This window comes from Sodalis sp. RH16, assembly GCF_047324245.1.
GTDB lineage: Bacteria > Pseudomonadota > Gammaproteobacteria > Enterobacterales > Enterobacteriaceae > Acerihabitans > Acerihabitans ligni.
The window spans coordinates 6,043,212-6,063,154 of record NZ_CP178737.1 but is presented as its reverse complement, the minus strand read 5'-3'; the positions used below and the strand labels follow the sequence as shown (position 1 = coordinate 6,063,154).

Here is a 19,943-nt window from a genome sequence, read left to right as displayed (position 1 = left end):
TTCGGGATATTATTCATGGCCAGACATACCGCAACCGCGTCGCGTTCGTTCCTGCTTGTCGCAGGCTTGCTGCTGATAGCGGCCACGCTTCGGGGGCCTGTCACCGGCGTGGCGCCAGTATTAGACCTGCTCCGTTCTCATCTGGGATTATCTCCCACCGATGCGGGCTTATTGACGACGTTGCCGCTTGTCGCTTTTGCCGCCATATCGCCGTTCGCGGCGCTGTTTGCCCGGAAATACGGGATTGAGCGCTGCTTATTCGGCGCATTATTGCTTATTGCGGCGGGGGTGGTTGTTCGCTCGACGGGGACTGTCGTGGGCCTCTACCAGGGTACCGCGATCGTCGGCACCGGCATTGCCCTTGGCAATGTGCTGCTGCCAGGCCTTATCAAGCGTGATTTTCCCAGCAGGGTGCCGGTCATCACCAGCGTCTGCGCGGTGACGATGGGGGTGGCCGCGGCGATGGTTTCCATGAGCGTGGTCCCGTTGGCCGACGTATTTGGCTGGCGCATAGCGCTAGAGATGGTGATTGTTTTCCCTTTGGCGGCCATTACTGTTTGGATTTTTGCAGTTGGCGGCCGTACTGTTCCCTTAAAAGGAACTCCCCTAAAAGGAGTTCCCATAACAGAAACACCGGTAAACGGACCCGCGGCGCCTGTCCATGGCGGAGGTGTTTGGCGTTCAATGATCGCTTGGCAGGTTACGCTGTTCATGGGGACGAATTCGACGTTGTATTATATTATGGTCGCCTGGCTGCCGACCATTTTGACCAATGCGGGCTTTACCCCCGCCGCCGCGGGCTCGATACATGGGGTTATGCAGCTCTCCTGCGCTGTGCCGGGATTGGTCTTGAGCCTGGTAGTCGGCCGATTGAAAGATCAGCGGCTGATAGCCGCCGGTACCGGTTTTATGCTGGGCGTATCGCTACTGGGCTTGCTGTTTGCGCCGGCCTGGGCGCTGCTTTGGTCGGTCCTATTTGGTTTTGGATCGGGGGCCGCCATTATTCTGGCGCTGATGTTCATGAGTATGCGCGCGAGGGATGTTCATCAATCGGCTGCGCTTTCCGGCATGGCGCAGTGCATCGGTTATCTCTTGGCGGCCTGCGGGCCAACGCTTGCCGGTAAGGCTCACGATATTACCGGAAACTGGCATATTCCGCTGGCCATCGGTGTTGTTCTTTCCGTCCTTATGGCACTATTCGGCTCATTGGCAGGGCGTTCCCGCCACATCGGCACGTCTCTTGCGGCCTCAGGACGTTAACGCCATAGCATGATGATTAAGGCACGGCAGTCAACGAAATGTAATCGTCCAGGAGGACGCGGATGTCGGAAAAACAGCATCGCTGCAGCTGGGCTGATTCAGGCCCGTTGATGCGGCATTATCACGATACGGAATGGGGCATCCCGGAACGCGATCCGCGCAGGCTGTGGGAGACGCTGATGCTGGAGGGGTTCCAGGCCGGTCTGTCATGGGACATCATTCTGCGCAAGCGGGACGCTTTCCGCCTGGCCTTTGACGGTTTTGATCCTCGGGCCGTGGCGGTTTATGGCGCCGACGATATCGAGCGCCTGCTTGGCAATTCGGGGATCGTGCGGGCCCGTGCAAAGATCCAGGCGACGATTCGCGGCGCGCAGATCTTCAATGAGATGCAGGCAAACGGCGAGGACTTCGCGGAATATTGCTGGTCTTACACCCACGGTGTGCCGCTGCTCGGTACGGGCTATGTTACCGAAACAGCGCTGTCCGGCAAGATTTCACAGGATCTGAAGCGGCGTGGCTTCAAGTTCGTCGGGCCGACGATTGTCTATGCCTGGATGCAGGCGGTGGGCATCGTCAACGACCACGATCCCGCTTGCTTTCGTTACCGGGAGAACATGGAATAGGAAAGGGGCCCGTAATTCACTGCGTATTTCTCATAATAATGCCTTTTGAAAGGGAGAGGAAGTTAAGAGCGGTTTACTTGGCGTTGTGAAATTAAAAAAGCAATTATCCGTTATCAGACTGGAGTATTTAGCGATCGGTAAAGATTAGCCGCCACGCCTCACGTAACAATGCTTTTTAGGTGATGAAGTTATATTATATATTCTCATCATATATTTTATTGAGTTTATTAATTATAAAATAATCATTTTCAGAATGTTTCTTCATAACCCATCGAAAAAATATTTTGACTCGACCGCCATTGTAGTTAATTCTATCTCTTCTTTGGAAACCAAAATCCAAGCTGGTTATTACTAATCCATTAATAGCGATCTTTTTTACATAATTTGAGAAATACATGAATAAAACAATGGCAGTCCCCTTGGTTGCCCTATCCATGCTGCTCGCGGCAACAGGTGCCCAATGTGCCGCTACCCAAGGGCCGGATGCTTATCGCGCGGAGGTGGACCGTGAAATCCTTCCCTTAATAAAGGCGCATAATATCCCCGGTATGGCTGTTGCTTTAACGGTTGACGGCCGGCAGTATTTTTATAACTACGGGCTGGCTTCTATAACCCCTCAGAGGGAAGTCACGGCCGATACATTGTTTGAACTGGGTTCGGTGAGCAAAACCTTTAACGTGACGCTGGCCGCCTATGCCGATGCGCAAAAAAAATTATCCCTGGTGGAAAAAGTCAGTCATTACCTGCCTTCTTTGAAGGATACCTCTTTCGGCGAGTTGTCCCTTATCAACCTGGCTACCCATACCACGGGTGGAATGCCGCTGCAGGCTCCGGACCAGGTGAACACCGAGGCGAAACTGATGGACTACCTGAGCGCTTGGCATCCCCGGGAAAAGGCCGGCCAGGGGCGGTCGTACTCCAATATCAGCATCGCCACACTGGGGCTTATCGCCGCCAGGGCAATGGGGGATAGCTATGCCAATTTGCTGCAGAAGGTTATCCTGCCGGAGCTGGGCATGAACCATACCTGGATCAATGTGCCCGATAAAGAGATGAAAAACTATGCCTGGGGGTACAACAAGCAGGATAAGCCGGTACGCCTCAATGCCGGCATATTGAGCGATGACGCCTATGGCGTTAAATCCACCTCCGCCGATATGATTCGGTTTGTGGAAGCCAATATGAAGCAGGCGGGGGAGGGATCGGATGTGCAGAAAGCCGTTATTGAAACACACCGGGGTTATTTCTCCACGGCGCACTACACCCAGGACATGCTCTGGGAACAATATCCCTGGCCGGTGGCGCTCAGTACGGTTATGGCGGGCAACTCGAATGACATGACCTATAATGTCAATCCGGTTAAAATCATCACTCCCGCCACGCCTCCCCTGCAGGCGGTATTGCTGAATAAAACCGGCGCTACCGACGGCTTTGGCGCCTATGTAGCGTTTATTCCGGAGAAAAAAATCGGCATCGTCATGCTGGCCAACCGCAACTATCCGAATACCGAGCGAGCCCGGGCGGCGTGGCAGATCTTTAACGATATAACCAAGCAAACCGCGTTGTCTCGCTAAATCCGGCCCGGTGCCATCCTGCTTCACAGCGGACCCGGATGTGAAAGCAGGGTCGCCGGCGGTTTCGTGAGAGTCTACTTTTGTAAAGTCTCTACAGCAAAGCCTGCCGGGGGGATTACGCTGCTGGATATCCGTCAATCCATTGTAAACCGGCAGGCTAAGCTTATATGACCTACCTGAAAGCGTTCTTTATCGGTTTTATCTGCGTCATGGTTTTATCATTCGGGCAAAGCTGGTCCAAGGCAAAGCAGGGCGGGGAGGTATTTACCGGTCAGCATTGGTGGACGGCCCGGCGCGATTCCGCCGGCATTGCGCCGAATCCGGCGCAATTGCGCGATTTGGCGATAGTGCAGATCTATGCCGCGCCCACCTATGGATGGCGGGGCCTGGTGGCGGTTCATCCCTGGATCATCTTTAAAAAAGCGGGGGAAACCCGCTTTAGCCGGTATGATGTCATCAGCTGGGGCAGTGATGACGTGGTTCGCCGTGACTTCGCCCTCCCCGACGGCTACTGGTACGGCTCCCGGCCCAAGCTGTTGGTGGATCATCGCGGACCCCGCGCCGAAGCCATGATCCCGCGCATTGAGGCCGCCATCGGCAGCTATCCCTATCCGCATACCTACCATGCCTGGCCCGGCCCCAACAGCAATACCTTTATGGCCCATATCGGCAGAGAAGTGCCTGAACTGGGGCTGGATCTGCCGGCCAACGCCATCGGCAAGGATTATCGGACGTTGCTGCATCCCATTGGATTATCCCCGTCGGGCAGGGGCGTGCAGGTGTCGTTACTGGGCGTGCTGGGATTGACGCTGGGGGTGGAAGAGGGGGTCGAGGTCAATATTTTGGGATTTAATATGGGCGTTGATGTGATGTCCCCGGCGCTGCGTTTGCCTTTTATCGGCCGGCTTGGCTATGAAAAGGTGGCAAGGGATAAAACCTGAGTTTTGATCTTATCCGGCATCACGTAAATATATCGACATTTTGTTTTTCTATCGCCGCGGATCGAGGAACGGTATGATGACTTTTACCACGATCTCCCAAAACTAAAGCGAAAGGAGCATTGAGCATGAGCAATCAATCCGATTACGTGCTGCCGAAGGTATGGACCTGGAACAAGGATAGCAACGGCCGCTTCGCGAATATCAACCGCCCGGTTTCCGGGCCGACCCACGACAAAGAGCTGCCGGTGGGACGCCATCCCCTTCAGCTCTATTCGCTGGCGACACCGAACGGCGTGAAGGTGACGGTGATGCTGGAGGAACTGCTGGCTATTGGCCACAGCGGCGCGGAATATGACGCCTGGCTTATCAGGATCGGCGACGGCGACCAGTTCGGCAGCGGCTTCGTGGCGGTAAACCCGAACTCCAAGATCCCGGCTCTGATGGATCGCAGCGGCCCCGAGCCAATCAGGGTATTCGAGTCCGGCTCGATACTGTTATACCTGGCCGAAAAGTTCGGCGCATTTCTGCCAAAAGAGATCGGCGCGCGCACCGAATGCCTGTCATGGCTGTTCTGGCAGATGGGCAGCGCGCCCTATATAGGCGGAGGCTTCGGCCATTTTTATGCCTACGCCCCCACCAAGATTGCCTATGCCATCGACCGGTTCGCGATGGAAGCAAAACGCCAGCTCGACGTGCTCGACAAGCGGCTGGCGGACAATGAGTATATTGCGGGCAGTGAATATACCATCGCCGATATGGCTATCTGGCCGTGGTATGGCGGCCTGGTGAAGGGCTGGATATACGACGCGGCGGAATTTCTGGCCGTTCAGGACTATAAGCATCTCCAGCGCTGGGCCGACACTATCGAACAACGGCCGGCCGTGCAGCGCGGGCGGATGGTCAATCGAGTCTTTGGCGAGCCGTCAAGCCAACTGCACGAACGTCATGACGCCGCCGACTTTGAGACCAAAACCCAGGATAAGCTTGCCGGCCAACGCTAGCGGCCGGTAAACCGGATGGTCTCCTTAAGCCTGGGCGTGGCGAAATCGAGAAAGCTGCGCACCTTCAGCGGCAGGCGAGATTGTCCGGTATACACCAGCCACAGCGGCATCGGTTCGGCCTCATACTCCGCCAGCACCACGCAAAGCTTACCGGCCGCCAGGCCGTCGGCGGCCTGGTAATGAAGCACCTGTGTCAATCCGACGCCGGCGATGGCGGCATCCACCGCGGCTTCCGCCGAGGTGGGCGACAGGCGGGCACGGATGGGGGTGTTGACAACTGCGCCGGAGGCGGGGGATCGAAACCGCCAATGGGTGGACAAATTGACGTGATCCACGCCCACGCAAGGGCGCGCCGCCAGGTCCGCCGGGGTCTTGGGCGCGCCGTGCTTCTTGAGAAAATCCGGGCTGGCCACCACCATCCAGCGCAGCTCGCCGATGCGCGTTGAAGAGAGGTTGCCATTCCCCGGCGGACCTATGCGTACCGCCACGTCGATATGTTCGCTGATAAGTTCCAGCCGGGCGTCCGACAGGGCAAGGCGCACGTTCACGTCAGGATACTGCGCCAGGAATGCGTTGATGATGGGCAGCACGTGCAGACGGCCGAAGGTCAGCGGCGCCGTGATCAACAGCTCGCCCTTGGGGGTGACGTACTCGCCGACGGCGCCGCGATCGGCCTCGTTCACCTGCTCAAGTATGCGCTTGGCGGCCTGAAGGTAGTCGGCGCCGGCATCGGTGAGCTCAAGGCGTCGGGTAGTGCGAACCAGCAGGCGCGTTCCCAGGTGATTCTCCAGCTCCCCCAGTTTTCGGCTCAGGGTCGGCAGCGGAATGTGCAGGTAACGGGCCGCCGCGGACAGCGTTCCGCGATCCACCACTTCGACGAAAATCGCCATCGCCTCGAGCTTGTCCATCCATTATTCCATTCACAGAGAATATGTTTCTCAAAAATAGCGGATTATTATTCATAACGGAAGGGACTATCCTACAGTTCTCGCAGTTAAGGCCGTGTGGCCGGTTCTGTTGGGTGGGCGCCCGGTGCCGACCCGGCAGGATTATTCAACGCTCTCAGGAGAAGACCATGGATTACATAAAACTCGGCCGAACCGGCCTCGACGTGTCGCGGCTGTGTCTTGGCTGCATGACCTACGGCGTGCCTGACCGTGGCGGTCACGAATGGACGCTGGATGAGGAAAAGAGCCGTCCGCTTATTCGCCGCGCGGTGGAAGCGGGCATTAACTTCTTCGACACTGCCAACGTTTATTCCGACGGCACTTCCGAGGAAATCGTCGGCCGGCTGCTTAAAGAGTTCGCGCGCCGCGAAGAGATAGTGATTGCCACAAAAGTGCACGGCCGCATGCATCCGGGACCGAACGGCGCGGGTCTCAGCCGCAAGGCCATCATGCAGGAAATCGACAATTCACTGCGCCGGCTTGGTACCGATTATGTCGATCTTTATCAGATTCATCGCTTCGACTACAGCGTGCCCATCGAAGAGACGCTGGAAGCGCTTCATGATGTCGTAAAAGCAGGCAAGGCCCGTTATATCGGCGCTTCCTCCATGTATGCCTGGCAATTCGCCACCATGCTCCATGTCGCCGAAGCCCATGGCTGGACGAAGTTCTCCACGATGCAGAACTATGTCAATTTGCTCTATCGCGAGGAAGAACGCGAAATGCTCCCGCTGTGCGAGGCCAAGGGCATTGGCGTGATCCCGTGGAGCCCCCTGGCGCGCGGCCGGCTGACGAGGCCATGGGATGACAGTACTAAGCGATCCGAGACCGACAAGTTCGGCAAGACGCTTTATGAACATACCGCCGATGCCGATCGCCGGGTCGTCGAAGCGGTGGCGGCGGTGGCGGAGGAACGCCACGTCCCCCGCGCGCAGGTGGCTCTTGCCTGGGTACTGGCTAAATCAGCGGTGTCCGCTCCCATTGTCGGAGCCTCCAAGCCGGGTCATCTTGACGACGCCGTCGCCGCCCTGGATCTGGTATTGAGCGCCGAGGAGATAGCCCGGCTCGAGGCGCCGTATGTTCCCCATAGCGTGGTAGGTTTCTCATAAGCCAGACTGGAATATGAACACTGGTTTTGAGGACGAGAATGACCGCCTGGGATAAAAAGCCGGGCGGTTGTATTCATCAGCCCTATGTTTAACGCCGGATATCATTATACTGTCCGGCCATAAAGATAATTGCGCGATAAGGGACCGGGGTCATGATGAATAACGATGTGCTGCGCAGCGTACGCTATATGCTGAATCTGCATAATGAACAGCTCCTGGGCATATTGGCGTTAGCGGAGTGCGTCATTACGCCGCAACAGATGGCCGGCTTCGTTAAAAAAGAAGAGGAAGAGGGCTATGCGCCCTGTCCGGACATGGTGATGGGCTGTTTTCTTCATGGCCTGGTGATTCATAAACGCGGCCGGGATGAAACGATGCCGGAAGCTAAAATTGAACGAAAAATCACCAATAATATTATCCTGAAAAAGCTGCGTGTCGCCTTTTCACTGAAAACCAACGACCTGCAGGACATTCTCCAGTCCCAGGACTTTCGCCTCTCCCTGCCGGAGGTGACCGCCATGCTGCGGTCTCCGGGGCATAAAAATTATCGGGTATGCGGCGATCAGGTCCTGCGTTACTTTCTTAAAGGACTGGCTGCCCGGCTTCGCAAAGCGGTATAGAGCACATATTGAATAATTACCCTTTTGTTTAGCGAAAGAATAATTTGTGTTGCTCTATGGCGCGGTGCATGAGGAAATATTCCCCGTGTTCTGCGATGCCCGATGAGATGATCTTCCAGCCGTGACGCTGGTAAAACGCCAGGGCTCGGCGATTTTTGGTCAGGCACTTCAGGGCCATCTTATCGCCGCACAGCGGATAGCAGGCTTCCAGCAGCGCAGTGGCCACCCCCTGCCGCTGCCAGGCAGGATCAACAAATAGATTGTGCAAAAAGCTGTCCGGCAGCCAAAGGGAGGCAAAGCCGACAATGTGATTTTGCTCTTCGGCCACCAAAATCTTTTCGCCAAATGTCGCACCGTCGAAATCCTCCAGATGCCACTGTCTGCCGTCCAGCCAGGTCCAGCATTTTTTGCGGGAAGAGAGGTACAGGGTGCGTAAAAAGGGTCGGTCTGATTCTCGATAAGTCCTGACAAGCACAGCTTCTCCTTACTGCAACTACCCGGTGCAGTGGATGGATTCTTGGGAAAGCACTCGGTGCTTAATTATATCAGACAATTTGTCAATAATTTGATGGTTGTGGCCCTTCCGGACCGAATCCGCGGTTTCGGCCGGTAACAACGGACCGCCGGGCGGTGGGAGGCGGCGACGGTATTAAGGTATCAGTGGGTCAATTTTCCTAACAGATAAGGATATCCCTTGTTCTATTAGTAGTTGCATCAATACCTGGCCTCTTATATTATCGAAAATCCTCTTGAAATTAACCTTTCAGCCAGTCATTAATTACCTGGCGGGAATATTAAATGATGAGTATTAGTTAATATTGCAGGCATAGATTATGGAAAAATCAGTTGAAAACAGCCAAGATGTTTTTATCACAGCCATGAAAAAAGAACTTAAGCTCTATCTTATCCAGATTTTCAAGAATACTCATGTTTTTTGTTTTGCTTACTTAATGATGAACAAATCACACAGTTTTCCTGCCTCTATAATATCCGATTATCCGGCGGGCTGGATTAATCAATATAAAAACCATGGCTATCAAAAAATTGATCCGGTCATGATCATCGCATGCCGGAAATTTTCGCCATTTATTTGGCCTGACAATCCGGCGATAATCCATCAGCACAGTTTTTTCAATCTGTCGAAATTTTATCGTCTGAACAGCGGTTATACCTTCACGTTGCATGACGGCGACGACAATCTGGCGACGCTGAGCCTCACCAATCGCACCGGCAGCTCGGATTTTTATCGTATCATCGAGCAAAATAAGGAAAAATTCCAGATGCTGTTGATTACCACCCATGAAAAAGTGATCAATTTTATGCGCGCCGAAATGCGCGCTATGCAGCCTTACGGCGGCCCACCCACCCATGCACTGCTATCGCCCAGGGAAAAAGAAGTATTATTCTGGGCCAGCGCGGGTAAAACCTATGGCGAGGTGGCCACTATTCTTACCATCAGAGAAGGAACGGTAAAATTTCATATAAGAAATATTATTGATAAGCTTGGCGTTGTCAATGCTAAACATGCCATTAGCCGTGCCATGGAGCTCAAGCTTTTCAGTTAATGCTTTATGAACGATAAGGTTGGATAATATTATCTTCGCTGGTCTTGTGTGTTCTGTTTTATTATCCAAAATAAAAATTATTTAATTTTTATTAAACCAGATCCATATATTGATGTGCTAATTACATTCATTTTCTCAGGGTTTCACCTCGGAAAGCTAAAACCTGATGTTTATTGTAGCTGCGTTTATACCCTCTCTTTTAATCTAATCGGACGGGATACCGGCGCCGCGAAGTTGTAGACAGTGTCGGTAATAGACATTGAAAATACAGCAGGAAGCAAATAGGATTGATTATATTACATGTGTAAAATTATTGCCCCTTATCTGCTTTTTTTATTCCCTTTGACGGCCTTCGCCTCCAATGTTGTTGATAAAGAGGTGCTGCAACGCATTTTGAATAACGTTTCCCATGAGTGCCTTGGCAATCCGGCCTGGCCAATCTCCCTGCCGGTGGATAACGATCCCTGGCTCTTGGGCCGTATCGAGGCCTTGGCCGAGTCGGGGCTGGTTCAGCCGGCCTGGCTTGATAATCGCCCCGTCTGGCTGCTGACCCCCACCGGCGCAGGTTCCTCGCCTCGCACCGGCGATGGGTGCATCGGCCGGATGCTGTTGCGGCATGGCTTGCAGGAAGTCCCCTGCGATCGTTGATCTTTTCTTCCCGCACCCGGATAATCAACAGACTTGACTCGGGGTGTCCGTTGTTACGCAGCGGACTGAGATTTAACCCGCATAACCTGATCTGGATAATGCCAGCGTAGGGAAGTCACGGCGTCCCTTCCTCCGGATCCCGTCTTCTTAAACGCCGGCTGGGAGCAATATGACTGTACAACCTATGGAATTTCCCGGCCTGACCGCGGCCGCCTCCCTTGATTTGCTTCGGCAGCATGCGCCGCTGGTGCATTGCTTGACCAATGACGTGGTGCAGGCTTTTACCGCCAATACCCTGCTGGCGCTCGGCGCCGCGCCGGCAATGGTGGTCGATCCGGAAGAGGCGGCGCAATTCAGCGCCATGGCCGATGCCCTGCTGGTGAATATCGGCACGCTGCGCCGCCGCCAGGCGGAGGCCATGCTGGCCGCCGTCCAGGCCGCTAACGAGGCCGGCACTCCGTGGGTACTCGATCCGGTGGCGGCGGGACCTCTTGCCTATCGAACCGGGTTCGCCCATAGCCTCCTGCCGCTGCGCCCGGCCGCCATCCGCGGCAATGCCTCCGAGATCCTGGCCTTGGCCGGCGAGAGCGCTCTGGGACGCGGCGTGGACAGTGCCGATGATTCCAGCCTGGCCCTGTCCGCCGCCCGGAAGCTGGCCACGGACCATCACACGCTGGTGGCGGTAACGGGACGGGTGGATTTTGTCACCGACGGGGAGCGGATATGGTCCATCAATGACGGCCATCCGCTGATGACCCGGGTGACGGGGACCGGCTGCGCGTTATCGGCGGTGGTGGCGGCCTTTTGCGCGCTGCCGGGGGATCGTTTGTCGCACGTGGCCGCCGCCTGCAAAGTCATGGCCCGCGCCGGCCGGCTCACCGCGGCTGACGTCAGGGGGCCCGGCAGTTTTGCCGTGGATTTCCTTGATAGACTCTATACTCTCCAGGGAGAGCAGCTGCAATGAGCCGCATCCGGAATCTCTTGACCATCGCCGGTACCGATCCCAGCGGCGGGGCCGGCATCCAGGCCGATATGAAAACCTTTTCGGCCCTCGGCGCTTACGGCACCACGGTAATTACCGCCCTGGTGGCGCAAAATACCCGCGGCGTGCAATCCATCTATCCCATCACTCCTGAGTTTGTAGGTGAACAGCTGGACTCGGTGCTCAGCGATGTGCGTATCGACAGCGCCAAAATCGGCATGCTGGGGCAGGAGGATATCGTCCGGGTAGTGGCGGAAAAACTCCGGCAATATCCCATCCCCTTCGTGGTGCTGGACACGGTTATGGTGGCGAAAAGCGGTGATTTCCTGCTGGCGCCGGATGCGGTGTCGGCGCTAAGGGATGAACTGTTGCCGCTGGCATCCATCATCACCCCCAACCTGCCGGAGGCGGCGGCATTATTGAACTGCCCGCCGGCGGCCGATGAAAGCGGCATGCGTGAGCAGGGCCGGGCGCTGCTGGCCTTGGGTTGCCGGGCGGTGGTGATGAAAGGCGGCCATCTGCATGGAGAATCCAGCCCCGATTGGCTGATTACCGCCGACGGGGAGCTGCGGTTCGATGCCCTGCGGGTCAATACCCGCCATACCCACGGCACCGGCTGTACGCTGTCCGCCGCGTTGGCGGCGTTGCGCCCGCAATATGACGACTGGGAGCAAACCCTGCGGGCGGCGAAAGCCTATTTGCAGCAGGCGTTGCTGCATGCCGATGATTTAGAGGTCGGGCAGGGGATTGGACCCGTCCATCATTTCCACCAGTGGTGGTGACATGCCGGTTAACACACCTTCGGCGTAGCTCAACAGCGAGCGGGCATATTGCAGATGGCGGGCGTCGAAGACGTTAAGCGGATAGTGTTTCTCGGCGCGGTGGGGACGAATGCGCAGCGAAGGCACGAGTTTGTCCTGCTTTTTATCCGGTACCGCGGTAAAGATATATCCCGGCTGCAGGCGGTTGTCTTCATCGCGCCATAATAACTGCAATGACGGATAGGGGGGGTTGGAACGGGCGATAAAAACGTTGCCGGACCAAAAGCCCTCGAACGGTCCGTCCTTTTGCAGGCGCTTCTCTTCGAAAACCGGTGCGTTGACCCATGCGGTCAATGCCGCAGGAGTAATGGCCTGTTCCAGCTGTTTCCACAGCGGGCAGCCGTTTTCCAATTGCCAGCAGGCTAAACCGATATAGTCGTTTAGCGCCTGCCAATCCTGTTCCAATTTAAGTTTTAACGACTTGTCGAACAGGTTGCGGTATTGGACGATGGGACTGCGCAGCTCACCGATGGTGTCATAGGTAATCAAGGTGGCATTGCGCGGCTTGCGGCGCAGCGATAACCAGAGAAATATTTTGGGGATGCGAAAGGCGATGGACTGCACGCTAAGACGGTATTGATTCTCCTTGGACAGCACAAAGCCGTTGGAGGTACCGCGCTTTTCGCGATAATTGTGAATCACCACCACGCTGTCTTCACCCATCCATCCGGTGACGTAATGTTCTTTATCGCTGTCGGTGAGCTTCAGGTCATCCACCATGGAGCAAATGTTCTTTTCGTCTAACGTCGACAGGGGATGTGTCTCTTTGGCGCTGTAATAAAGGCTTTCTGGCATGGGTAGGTCGGGTGAAAAAGCTTGCATTATAATTTCCTGGGTAAGCGATATGCCATATAACCTTCATCTTTCAAGTTGCAGCCGGCACAGCTGCAACTCGAAATCTATTGCGTACAGATTACCTTAAGTTGTTATACAAATTCTTTACCCACGCGCCTTTGACGGCCAATATTGTGCGTAAGATCAAAATCTTTATGCCAATAACGGGCATTGCGGCGGCAAACGGCATGAGAGCGCCGCCGGCAGCACTTTAATCCGGAATTTTTTTCCTCTCAGCGGTTCACCGTCCAGATTGAAGGTGACCTCATGGGGCGCGATTATCTCCAGCCAGGGCAGAGTGGCGGAAACGATATGCGGATTCTCGGTGTCGGTGGAGAGGCTATTGAGCAATATTGGCAACCACTCTTCCACGGCGAAGATACGCAACTGCAGCTTACCGTCATTGATAAGCGCTCCCGGACATAATACCTGGCCGCCGCCGGCCTGCCGGCCGTTACCGATACCGATCACCAGGGCGTCGCCGGTCCAGCTGAAGCCGGGCCCGCGGATTTCGCAGCTATCGGCTTTCAAGGTGTCCATGCGCAGCAAACCGTGGATGAAATAGGATGCGCCCCCCAGCACCGATTTTAATTTCGCCGGTGTTTCGCTGGTGATACGGGTACCGAAGCCGCCGGTGGCCATATTGATGAAAAAACGATCCTGATTGACCCGGGCGAGATCGATATCCGTCGCTTTGCCCAGCACGGCCAGCGCCAGCGCTTTATCCAGCTCCGCCGGGATGGCGCAGCTTTGGGCAAAGTCGTTGGCGGTGCCCAGCGGCAGGATGCCGAGGCTTGGGCGGCCTTTTACCGGCAACAACGCCAGCGCGCACGCCACTTCATTGATGGTGCCGTCGCCGCCGCCGGCAATCACCGTTTGCACTCCCAGCTTGACGGCTTCTTCCACATAACGATGCACATCGCCGTGTTCCCAGGTTACGCGGACATACAGCGGATAGCCGTCGTGCCGCTGCTGCTGCACGGCTTGCCGGAGCTCTTCGTTGCCAGCGCTCTTGCCGTTTAAAATAATCAATGAAGCGGGTATGGGTGGCATGGCTGATTCCATTAATCCTGTCTGTTGATCTTAGGGCGGGAGAGATGTGGTCCCAGCCCGGCACGATGTTCAACGGCGGGCGTAGTGCCTTTATCTAGTTTAGATACTAACGTCGGCGTCGGGAAAGTCGAAGAACAAAACGCGTTTTGCCGCGGGCGGGTCAAAACCGTAAAGGAACGGCAATGCAAAATAAAAAGCCAGCTCAAGGGAGGATGAGCTGGCGAAAGAGGTGGTTCCTGGTGTAGCTGGGTCGTTATTATCCGTTTGGTTTCAGCAAGCGCATCATACGCGTTGCCGGCTAGGCGTATTGTGACACAATTCTAACTTCCGGATATTTCACGATCCTTAAGCGGCAGGGCAGCGGATTTACCGTGCGGATCGCGGGTGGTGGTGCCGTCCAGGTTCCTCAGCAGTAGCGCGAAACGGATATCCAGCGCTTCAGGCACCGGTAAATAGACGGTATGGCCGTTGCCGGGAGCGACCTGGGCGGCGTTTCCTTTAATATCGGTAATCTGTTCGAGGGTAAACGTGATATTGCCCTGGGGGGTCATCAATTCGACGCTGTCCCCCAGGGAGAATTTATTTTTCACCGCCACTTCCGCCAGGCCGTCGCGGCGGTGGCCGGTAAATTCTCCCACGAACTGCTGAGTGTCGGATACCGAATAACCGTAATCGTAATTTTGCTGGTCCTCATGGACATGGCGGCGAAGAAAACCCTCGGTGTAGCCGCGATGGGCCAGGCCTTCCAGGGTGCGCAGCAGTGTCGGGTCAAAGGGTTTGCCGGCGGCCGCATCATCAATCGCCCGGCGATAGACCTGGGCGGTCCGGGCGCAATAATAGAAGGATTTGGTGCGGCCCTCGATCTTCAGCGAATGCACCCCCATCGCCGTCAGCCGTTCCACATGGGCGATGGCCCGCAGATCTTTCGAGTTCATGATGTAGGTTCCGTGCTCATCCTCGAAGGCGGTCATGTACTCTCCGGGACGCTGCTTTTCTTCCAGCATGAAGACCTTGTCGGTGGGAGCGCCGATGCCAAGGGTAGGCTCGACGGCGGTGACCGGAATGGGCTCATATTGATGGACAATATTGCCGATATCATCTTCCTTGCCTTCCCGGACGTTATATTCCCAGCGGCAGGCGTTGGTGCAGGCGCCCTGGTTCGGATCCCGTTTATTGATATAACCGGACAGCAGGCAGCGGCCGGAATAAGCCATGCACAGCGCGCCGTGGACAAACACTTCCAGTTCGATATCCGGCACTTCCCGGCGTATTTCGGCAATCTCTTCCAATGACAGTTCACGAGACAGGATCACCCGCGTTAGACCGGCCTGCCGCCAGAATTTCACCGTTGCCCAGTTTACCGCGTTAGCCTGCACCGACAGGTGGATAGGCATTGCCGGAAAAGCCTGGCGCACCATCATGATAAGGCCGGGATCGGACATGATCAGCGCATCGGGGCCCATCGCCACCACCGGCTGCAGATCGCGGATAAAGGTCTTCAGTTTGGCGTTATGGGGCGCGATATTTACCACAACGTAAAATTGTTTCCCCAGGCTATGGGCTTCAGCGATGCCGATGGCCAGGTTCTCGTGGTTAAATTCATTATTGCGCACCCGCAGGCTGTAGCGCGGCTGGCCGGCATACACGGCGTCGGCGCCATAGGCAAACGCGTAGCGCATATTTTTCAATGAGCCGGCGGGGGAGAGGAGTTCCGGAATAAACATGTCTAATCTCGTCTGATGTCAAGTCAGTTTGCCCGGCGCCCGGTGAAAGACCGGGCGCCTGTGGGAAGGACGCGATTTTAGACCCGGAAGGGGAAAAAATCAGCAAAAAATGCATTGACCGCCCTGATCTTGAGCTTTCCGGGCGTTTTTCCGCTGATGAGGCGAGAGAGTACAACGGCAGACGGAGGTTATATCGCCGGAGTCACAAGGAGAGCCCCGGCGAAGCTATGCTCATAACGTCAAAATACCCTCAATGAGTCAAATCCATAATCTCTTCCGTGGCGGCGCATTCCATGGCCGCTTTGATACCTAGGCGAGCATCGGATTCGCTGCTGTAGGGGCCGCCTAATCCGAGAATCTGTTCATTTTTGCCCCGTAATATAAAATAGGGGTGCTCGTCGGTGCTCTTTTTAAGCTCGTAATTGTGTTCGTCCGGAGCGTTATAGCGGGCGAAGGTGATGGCATTCTCCGCGGACGCTTTGCTGCAAAACGTTTCGCTGGCAAGAATGATTTCACCATTTTTTCCTTTTAGTTTGAAAAGATAGTGTCCGTTCCTTACTTTTTGCAGCTCATAATGCACGGTAGCCATAGCGGGCCTCCTTTTAAACCGCCTGAACGCACTTGCGTTCACTTATCAGTATAGGAGAAGTCCGACAATATACCGTGGCTGAATCGGTTAAATTAGTTCACAGGGCTCTGCTTCCCAACGGTATCCCATACCGTAAACCGCACGTATGAAGGGGACATCTTCCGTCAGGCTTTCAAGCTTGCGGCGCAAGTTTTTGATATGGCTGTCAATGGTGCGGTCGGTGACCACGCGATAATCATCGTACAACTGGTTGAGCAGGGTTTCCCGCGAAAAAACCTTGCCCGGTTCGCTGGCCAGGATTTTCAGCAGCCGGAATTCCGCCGGGGTCAAGTCCAGCGGCATGGCGCGGTAGCTGGCTTTGAACCTGTTTTCATCAATCAGCAATGGACTGGGGGCGGGTAACGCGGCAGGGGGGCGGTAGCTGCGGCGGATAATGGCCTTAACCCGGGCCACCACTTCCCGCGGGCTATAGGGTTTGCAGATGTAATCATCCGCGCCGATCTCAAGCCCCAGAAGCCGATCGATTTCTTCGGTTTTTGCGGTCATCATGACAATGGGTACATCGGAAAAATGCCGGATATCGCGGCACAGGGAGAGGCCGTCGCGGCCGGGCAGCATAAGATCCAGCAATATCAGCGCCGGCGGCGACTGGTGCAGATAATCCACCACCTTATCGCCGCGGGTCAGCCAGTGGGTATGAAAATCGGCCGCCTGCAGGTAATCCACCAGCAGCTGTCCCAGTTTGGGCTCATCTTCCACAATTAAAATGGTCAACGGTTGGGCGTCATGTTCAGTCATAAGATCCTGGCCGTTCTGGAATCCAGAGGTAATACTACCGCTATTTGCAGACCGCCTAAAGTTGAATGTGCTGCGCTCAGATTGCCGCCGTGGGCCTCAACAATGTTTTGGCAAATGGGCAGTCCCAGGCCGGATCCGCCGCTGGAGCGATTGCGCGAGCCTTCGGCGCGGTAAAAACGTTCGAAAATCTGCGATAGCTGCGACTCCGCCACCCCCGGCGCGCTGTCTTGCCAGCGCAGGGTCAGTGAATCACCCTGGATAAGACCGTTGATAACCAGTCGTCCCGGCGGGTCGGTATAACGCAGGCTGTTTTCCAGCAGGTTATGGAACAGTTGGGTCAAGCGGTCCGGATCGCCGAATACCAAGGCCTGTTCGGGCAGCGACAGGGAAATATCCAGCCCCTTGAGACTAAACCTTTCCCGGCAGGCTGCCACGGCAATCTGCAGAAGATGTATGACGTCGACCCGGCTTTTGCGGTAGGCCAGCGCCCCCGAATCCGACAGTGATAATTGGTGCAAATCGTCCACCAGCTTCGTCAGGATCAACACCTCTCCCTGGAGCGAGGACAGGGAGTCGGCGGTAGGTTTTCTGACGCCGTCCTGCAGCGCTTCCAGTTCGCCGCGCAATATCGCCAGCGGAGTGCGTAATTCATGTGAGATGTCGGCCATGAATTCCCGCCGCATGGCGTCATTTTTTTCCAGCGATGCCGCCAACTGATTAAAATCGCTGGCCAATCGCCCCAGTTCATCCTGGGTATCGGCCATGACGCGGGCGGAAAAGTTGCCGGCGGCCAACTGGTGGGTGCCCTTTACCAGCCGTTTGACGGGCGCCAGCAGACCGCGGGCGGTGAGCCAGGCCACCGCTGCCGCCAACAGGCCGGCCAGGGCGACAATCAGCCAGCTGGTGCGCTGCTGCTGTTTGTCAAAACTGATATCCGCCTCCCGCGTCAGCCGCTCCACCGGGGTCGACATCACCCAGCCCACCACTTCATCGTTGACGGTAATGGGCAGGCGCGGTCCTTCGTCGGGCAGGGGGCCGTCGGGACCCACCAGCTTGTGCAATTCCCCGTCAACTACCCAGATTTGGGTGCGCAGGCCGTGGGGGGGATAATTTCTCCCCTCATCGGGGTTTTGTTCAAACGAACGCAGCAATTGGTAGACGAACCGCTCATTATTGCGCAGGAAACCCCAGTTGCCGTGCAATTGATATTGCTCGGTCAAGGCATTGTCCAACAGCGCAATCCGCTGGTTATTGGTGCGTTTGATATAATCGATAAAGCCCCGTTCGAAACTCAGCCTTACGCCCCAATGCATAGTGATCACCACCAGCATGCACGTGGCGAAAATAGCAAGGAACAATTTAGCGGTAACGCCGAATTTCATGATGACCTCGTTAGCTTTTGTCTTCCTGTTCCGTCAGTACGGCATTTTTCACGGTATCCGGCGGTACCCTGAGAAAAACCAGCGCCGGCAGGGCGATAACCACCGCCATACAGAGGTAGGTGGCGATAAACACCCCGTGCATATTGGCGGGGCTGGTGGAGGGAGCGTGCGAGGCGACAAACAGGCCGAGCAGAATCCCCGCGGTGGTGACTCCCAGGCTCATGGACAGCTGCATGACCATGGACAACAAGCTGTTGCCGCCGCTGGCCAGGGTGTCCGGCAAATCTTTCAGCGTTAAGGTGTTCATGGAGGTAAAACGCATGGCGTTAACCACGCCCTGGAAAAACAGCACCACCGGTATGGCATAAATCCAGCCCATCAGCGCCACCAGCGGGAAAACCAGGTTGACGGCCGCCAGCGCCAGCGTCGCCCCGGTCAGCACGGCACGGTAACCGAAGCGGTTAACGATCTGCACGATCATGCGCTTGGTGCCCATGCTGCCTATCACCATGGGAATCATCATCAGCCCCGCGTGAAACGGGGCGAAACCCACTCCCAACTGTAAAAACAGCGGCGTCATGAACGGCAGCATCCCGCTACCGATTCTCCCCAGCAGGCTGCCCAGCAGACCCAGAGAGAAGGTGGGGGTTTCAAACAGCTTGAGATTGAACAGGGCGTCTTCGTTACGCCTGGCGTGCAGCCAGTAGCCCAGCAGCGCCAGAACGCCCACCACCGCCAGCAGGGCGATATACCGCGGGCCGAGCTCCAGGCTCCGGCTTCCTCCCAGGGCCAGGGTCAGGGTGGCCATGCCCACCGCCAGCAGCACAAACCCGAAAAAATCGAAGCCGCGGGTCTGCATGGTATAATTGGGCATCAGCAGCCAGGTTATCACCGCGCCGACGGCGCCCACCGGTAGGTTGATCAAAAATATCCAATGCCAGCTGGCATATTCCACCAGAAAACCGCCCAGGGCCGGTCCCAGCAGCGGGCCGACCTGCCCGGGCATGGTGACAAAGGCCATCGCCGCCATATACTGGGATCGGGGCACGATTTTCATCACCGTCAGACGCCCCACCGGCACCATCATCGCCCCGCCGATACCCTGGATAACCCGGGAAATCTCCAGTTCATGCAGGGTGGAGGAACGGGCGCACAGCAGCGACCCCAGGGTAAACAGTAAAATCGCGCTGAAGAAGACCTTTTTGACCCCGAAACGGTCCGCCAGCCAGCCGCTGGCCGGCAGCATCATGGCCACCGTCAGCACATAAGAGACGATTACCGAATGCATATGCAGCGGGTTTTCATGCAGGCTTTTCGCCATGGAGGGCAGGGCGGTATTGACGATGGTGGTGTCCAGCGTCTGCATAAAAAAGCCGAACGCGACTGTCCAAAGTTGCCAGTGTACCGACGCGGAAGGGCGGGGATCGGCGGTCGCTACGTGGTGTTGGAAAGGATGCCATCTCATGCGATCG

20 protein-coding genes and 1 riboswitch are annotated in these 19,943 nt (G+C 56.0%); of the genes, 11 read left to right on the top strand and 9 right to left on the bottom strand.

The window, feature by feature from the left end:
- Positions 1-15: 15 nt before the first annotated feature.
- The 5 genes from ACL2XJ_RS27690 (at position 16) to yghU (ending at position 5,399) form a co-directional block, all read left to right on the top strand.
- Complete coding sequence (locus ACL2XJ_RS27690) at positions 16-1,260, top strand: MFS transporter (RefSeq protein ID WP_413725217.1); 1,245 nt, start codon at positions 16-18, stop codon at positions 1,258-1,260.
- Between the two features lie 62 nt (positions 1,261-1,322).
- Positions 1,323-1,883 carry a DNA-3-methyladenine glycosylase I gene (locus ACL2XJ_RS27685; protein WP_413725216.1) on the top strand — a complete coding sequence of 187 codons (561 nt, stop codon included), beginning with the start codon at positions 1,323-1,325 and terminating at the stop codon, positions 1,881-1,883.
- 407 nt (positions 1,884-2,290) lie between these two features.
- Entirely contained in the window at positions 2,291-3,457 is a 1,167-nt protein-coding gene (gene ampC / locus ACL2XJ_RS27680) for a class C beta-lactamase (RefSeq protein WP_413725215.1), read from the top strand.
- 167 nt (positions 3,458-3,624) lie between these two features.
- The gene (locus ACL2XJ_RS27675) at positions 3,625-4,398 is read left to right on the top strand and encodes a DUF3750 domain-containing protein (RefSeq protein ID WP_203524558.1); all 774 of its coding nucleotides are present in this window, start codon (positions 3,625-3,627) and stop codon (positions 4,396-4,398) included.
- Between the two features lie 125 nt (positions 4,399-4,523).
- Positions 4,524-5,399, top strand: coding sequence for a glutathione-dependent disulfide-bond oxidoreductase (gene yghU, locus ACL2XJ_RS27670; RefSeq protein ID WP_413725214.1), 876 nt, complete (start codon positions 4,524-4,526; stop codon positions 5,397-5,399).
- Here yghU and ACL2XJ_RS27665 read toward each other — a convergent pair.
- Positions 5,396-6,307 carry a LysR family transcriptional regulator gene (locus ACL2XJ_RS27665; protein ID WP_132926886.1) on the bottom strand — a complete coding sequence of 304 codons (912 nt, stop codon included), beginning with the start codon at positions 6,305-6,307 and terminating at the stop codon, positions 5,396-5,398. The genes yghU and ACL2XJ_RS27665 overlap by 4 nt on opposite strands.
- A gap of 167 nt (positions 6,308-6,474) precedes the next feature.
- Between ACL2XJ_RS27665 and ACL2XJ_RS27660 the strand changes: the two genes are divergently transcribed.
- Both ACL2XJ_RS27660 and ACL2XJ_RS27655 read left to right on the top strand, forming a co-directional pair.
- Complete coding sequence (locus tag ACL2XJ_RS27660) at positions 6,475-7,455, top strand: aldo/keto reductase (protein WP_132926888.1); 981 nt, start codon at positions 6,475-6,477, stop codon at positions 7,453-7,455.
- A gap of 152 nt (positions 7,456-7,607) precedes the next feature.
- Complete coding sequence (locus ACL2XJ_RS27655) at positions 7,608-8,075, top strand: DUF1456 family protein (RefSeq protein WP_132926890.1); 468 nt, start codon at positions 7,608-7,610, stop codon at positions 8,073-8,075.
- A gap of 28 nt (positions 8,076-8,103) precedes the next feature.
- Here ACL2XJ_RS27655 and ACL2XJ_RS27650 read toward each other — a convergent pair whose 3' ends face one another.
- Positions 8,104-8,550, bottom strand: coding sequence for a GNAT family N-acetyltransferase (locus ACL2XJ_RS27650; RefSeq protein ID WP_132926892.1), 447 nt, complete (start codon positions 8,548-8,550; stop codon positions 8,104-8,106).
- A 358-nt stretch (positions 8,551-8,908) separates the two neighbouring features.
- On the opposite strand from ACL2XJ_RS27650, the gene ACL2XJ_RS27645 reads away from it, so the two are divergent.
- From ACL2XJ_RS27645 to thiD, 4 genes are all read left to right on the top strand, one after another.
- Positions 8,909-9,640 carry a helix-turn-helix transcriptional regulator gene (locus ACL2XJ_RS27645; protein ID WP_413725213.1) on the top strand — a complete coding sequence of 244 codons (732 nt, stop codon included), beginning with the start codon at positions 8,909-8,911 and terminating at the stop codon, positions 9,638-9,640.
- Between the two features lie 300 nt (positions 9,641-9,940).
- A complete protein-coding gene (locus ACL2XJ_RS27640; RefSeq protein WP_413725212.1) occupies positions 9,941-10,288 on the top strand; it encodes a hypothetical protein in 348 nt (115 codons plus the stop codon).
- A gap of 29 nt (positions 10,289-10,317) precedes the next feature.
- Positions 10,318-10,418: riboswitch (TPP riboswitch) on the top strand.
- Positions 10,419-10,457: 39 nt separating this feature from the next.
- Positions 10,458-11,252, top strand: coding sequence for a hydroxyethylthiazole kinase (thiM, locus tag ACL2XJ_RS27635; RefSeq protein WP_413725211.1), 795 nt, complete (start codon positions 10,458-10,460; stop codon positions 11,250-11,252).
- On the top strand, positions 11,249-12,052 hold the full coding sequence (thiD, locus tag ACL2XJ_RS27630; protein WP_413725210.1) for a bifunctional hydroxymethylpyrimidine kinase/phosphomethylpyrimidine kinase: 804 nt from the start codon (positions 11,249-11,251) through the stop codon (positions 12,050-12,052). The genes thiM and thiD overlap by 4 nt, the downstream gene beginning before the upstream one ends.
- Here the strand turns inward: thiD and ACL2XJ_RS27625 are convergent.
- The 7 genes from ACL2XJ_RS27625 to mdtD form a co-directional block, all read right to left on the bottom strand.
- Positions 11,999-12,913: a hypothetical protein gene (locus ACL2XJ_RS27625; protein WP_413725209.1), complete on the bottom strand. Its 915-nt coding sequence runs from the start codon at positions 12,911-12,913 to the stop codon at positions 11,999-12,001. The two genes, thiD and ACL2XJ_RS27625, sit on opposite strands and share 54 nt — an antisense overlap.
- A gap of 165 nt (positions 12,914-13,078) precedes the next feature.
- Positions 13,079-13,978 (bottom strand): lipid kinase YegS, encoded by a 900-nt coding sequence (yegS, locus tag ACL2XJ_RS27620; RefSeq protein ID WP_413725208.1) that lies wholly within the window; start codon positions 13,976-13,978, stop codon positions 13,079-13,081.
- Positions 13,979-14,298: 320 nt separating this feature from the next.
- A complete protein-coding gene (gene yegQ, locus ACL2XJ_RS27615; RefSeq protein ID WP_132926905.1) occupies positions 14,299-15,702 on the bottom strand; it encodes a tRNA 5-hydroxyuridine modification protein YegQ in 1,404 nt (467 codons plus the stop codon).
- Positions 15,703-15,952: 250 nt separating this feature from the next.
- Complete coding sequence (locus ACL2XJ_RS27610) at positions 15,953-16,291, bottom strand: YegP family protein (RefSeq protein WP_132926916.1); 339 nt, start codon at positions 16,289-16,291, stop codon at positions 15,953-15,955.
- Between the two features lie 87 nt (positions 16,292-16,378).
- Positions 16,379-17,089 (bottom strand): two-component system response regulator BaeR, encoded by a 711-nt coding sequence (gene baeR, locus ACL2XJ_RS27605; protein ID WP_413725207.1) that lies wholly within the window; start codon positions 17,087-17,089, stop codon positions 16,379-16,381.
- On the bottom strand, positions 17,086-18,471 hold the full coding sequence (baeS, locus tag ACL2XJ_RS27600) for a two-component system sensor histidine kinase BaeS (protein ID WP_413725206.1): 1,386 nt from the start codon (positions 18,469-18,471) through the stop codon (positions 17,086-17,088). Before baeS ends, baeR begins: the two co-directional genes overlap by 4 nt.
- 10 nt (positions 18,472-18,481) lie before the next feature.
- A complete protein-coding gene (gene mdtD / locus ACL2XJ_RS27595; protein WP_132926922.1) occupies positions 18,482-19,936 on the bottom strand; it encodes a multidrug transporter subunit MdtD in 1,455 nt (484 codons plus the stop codon).
- Positions 19,937-19,943 lie beyond the last annotated feature (7 nt).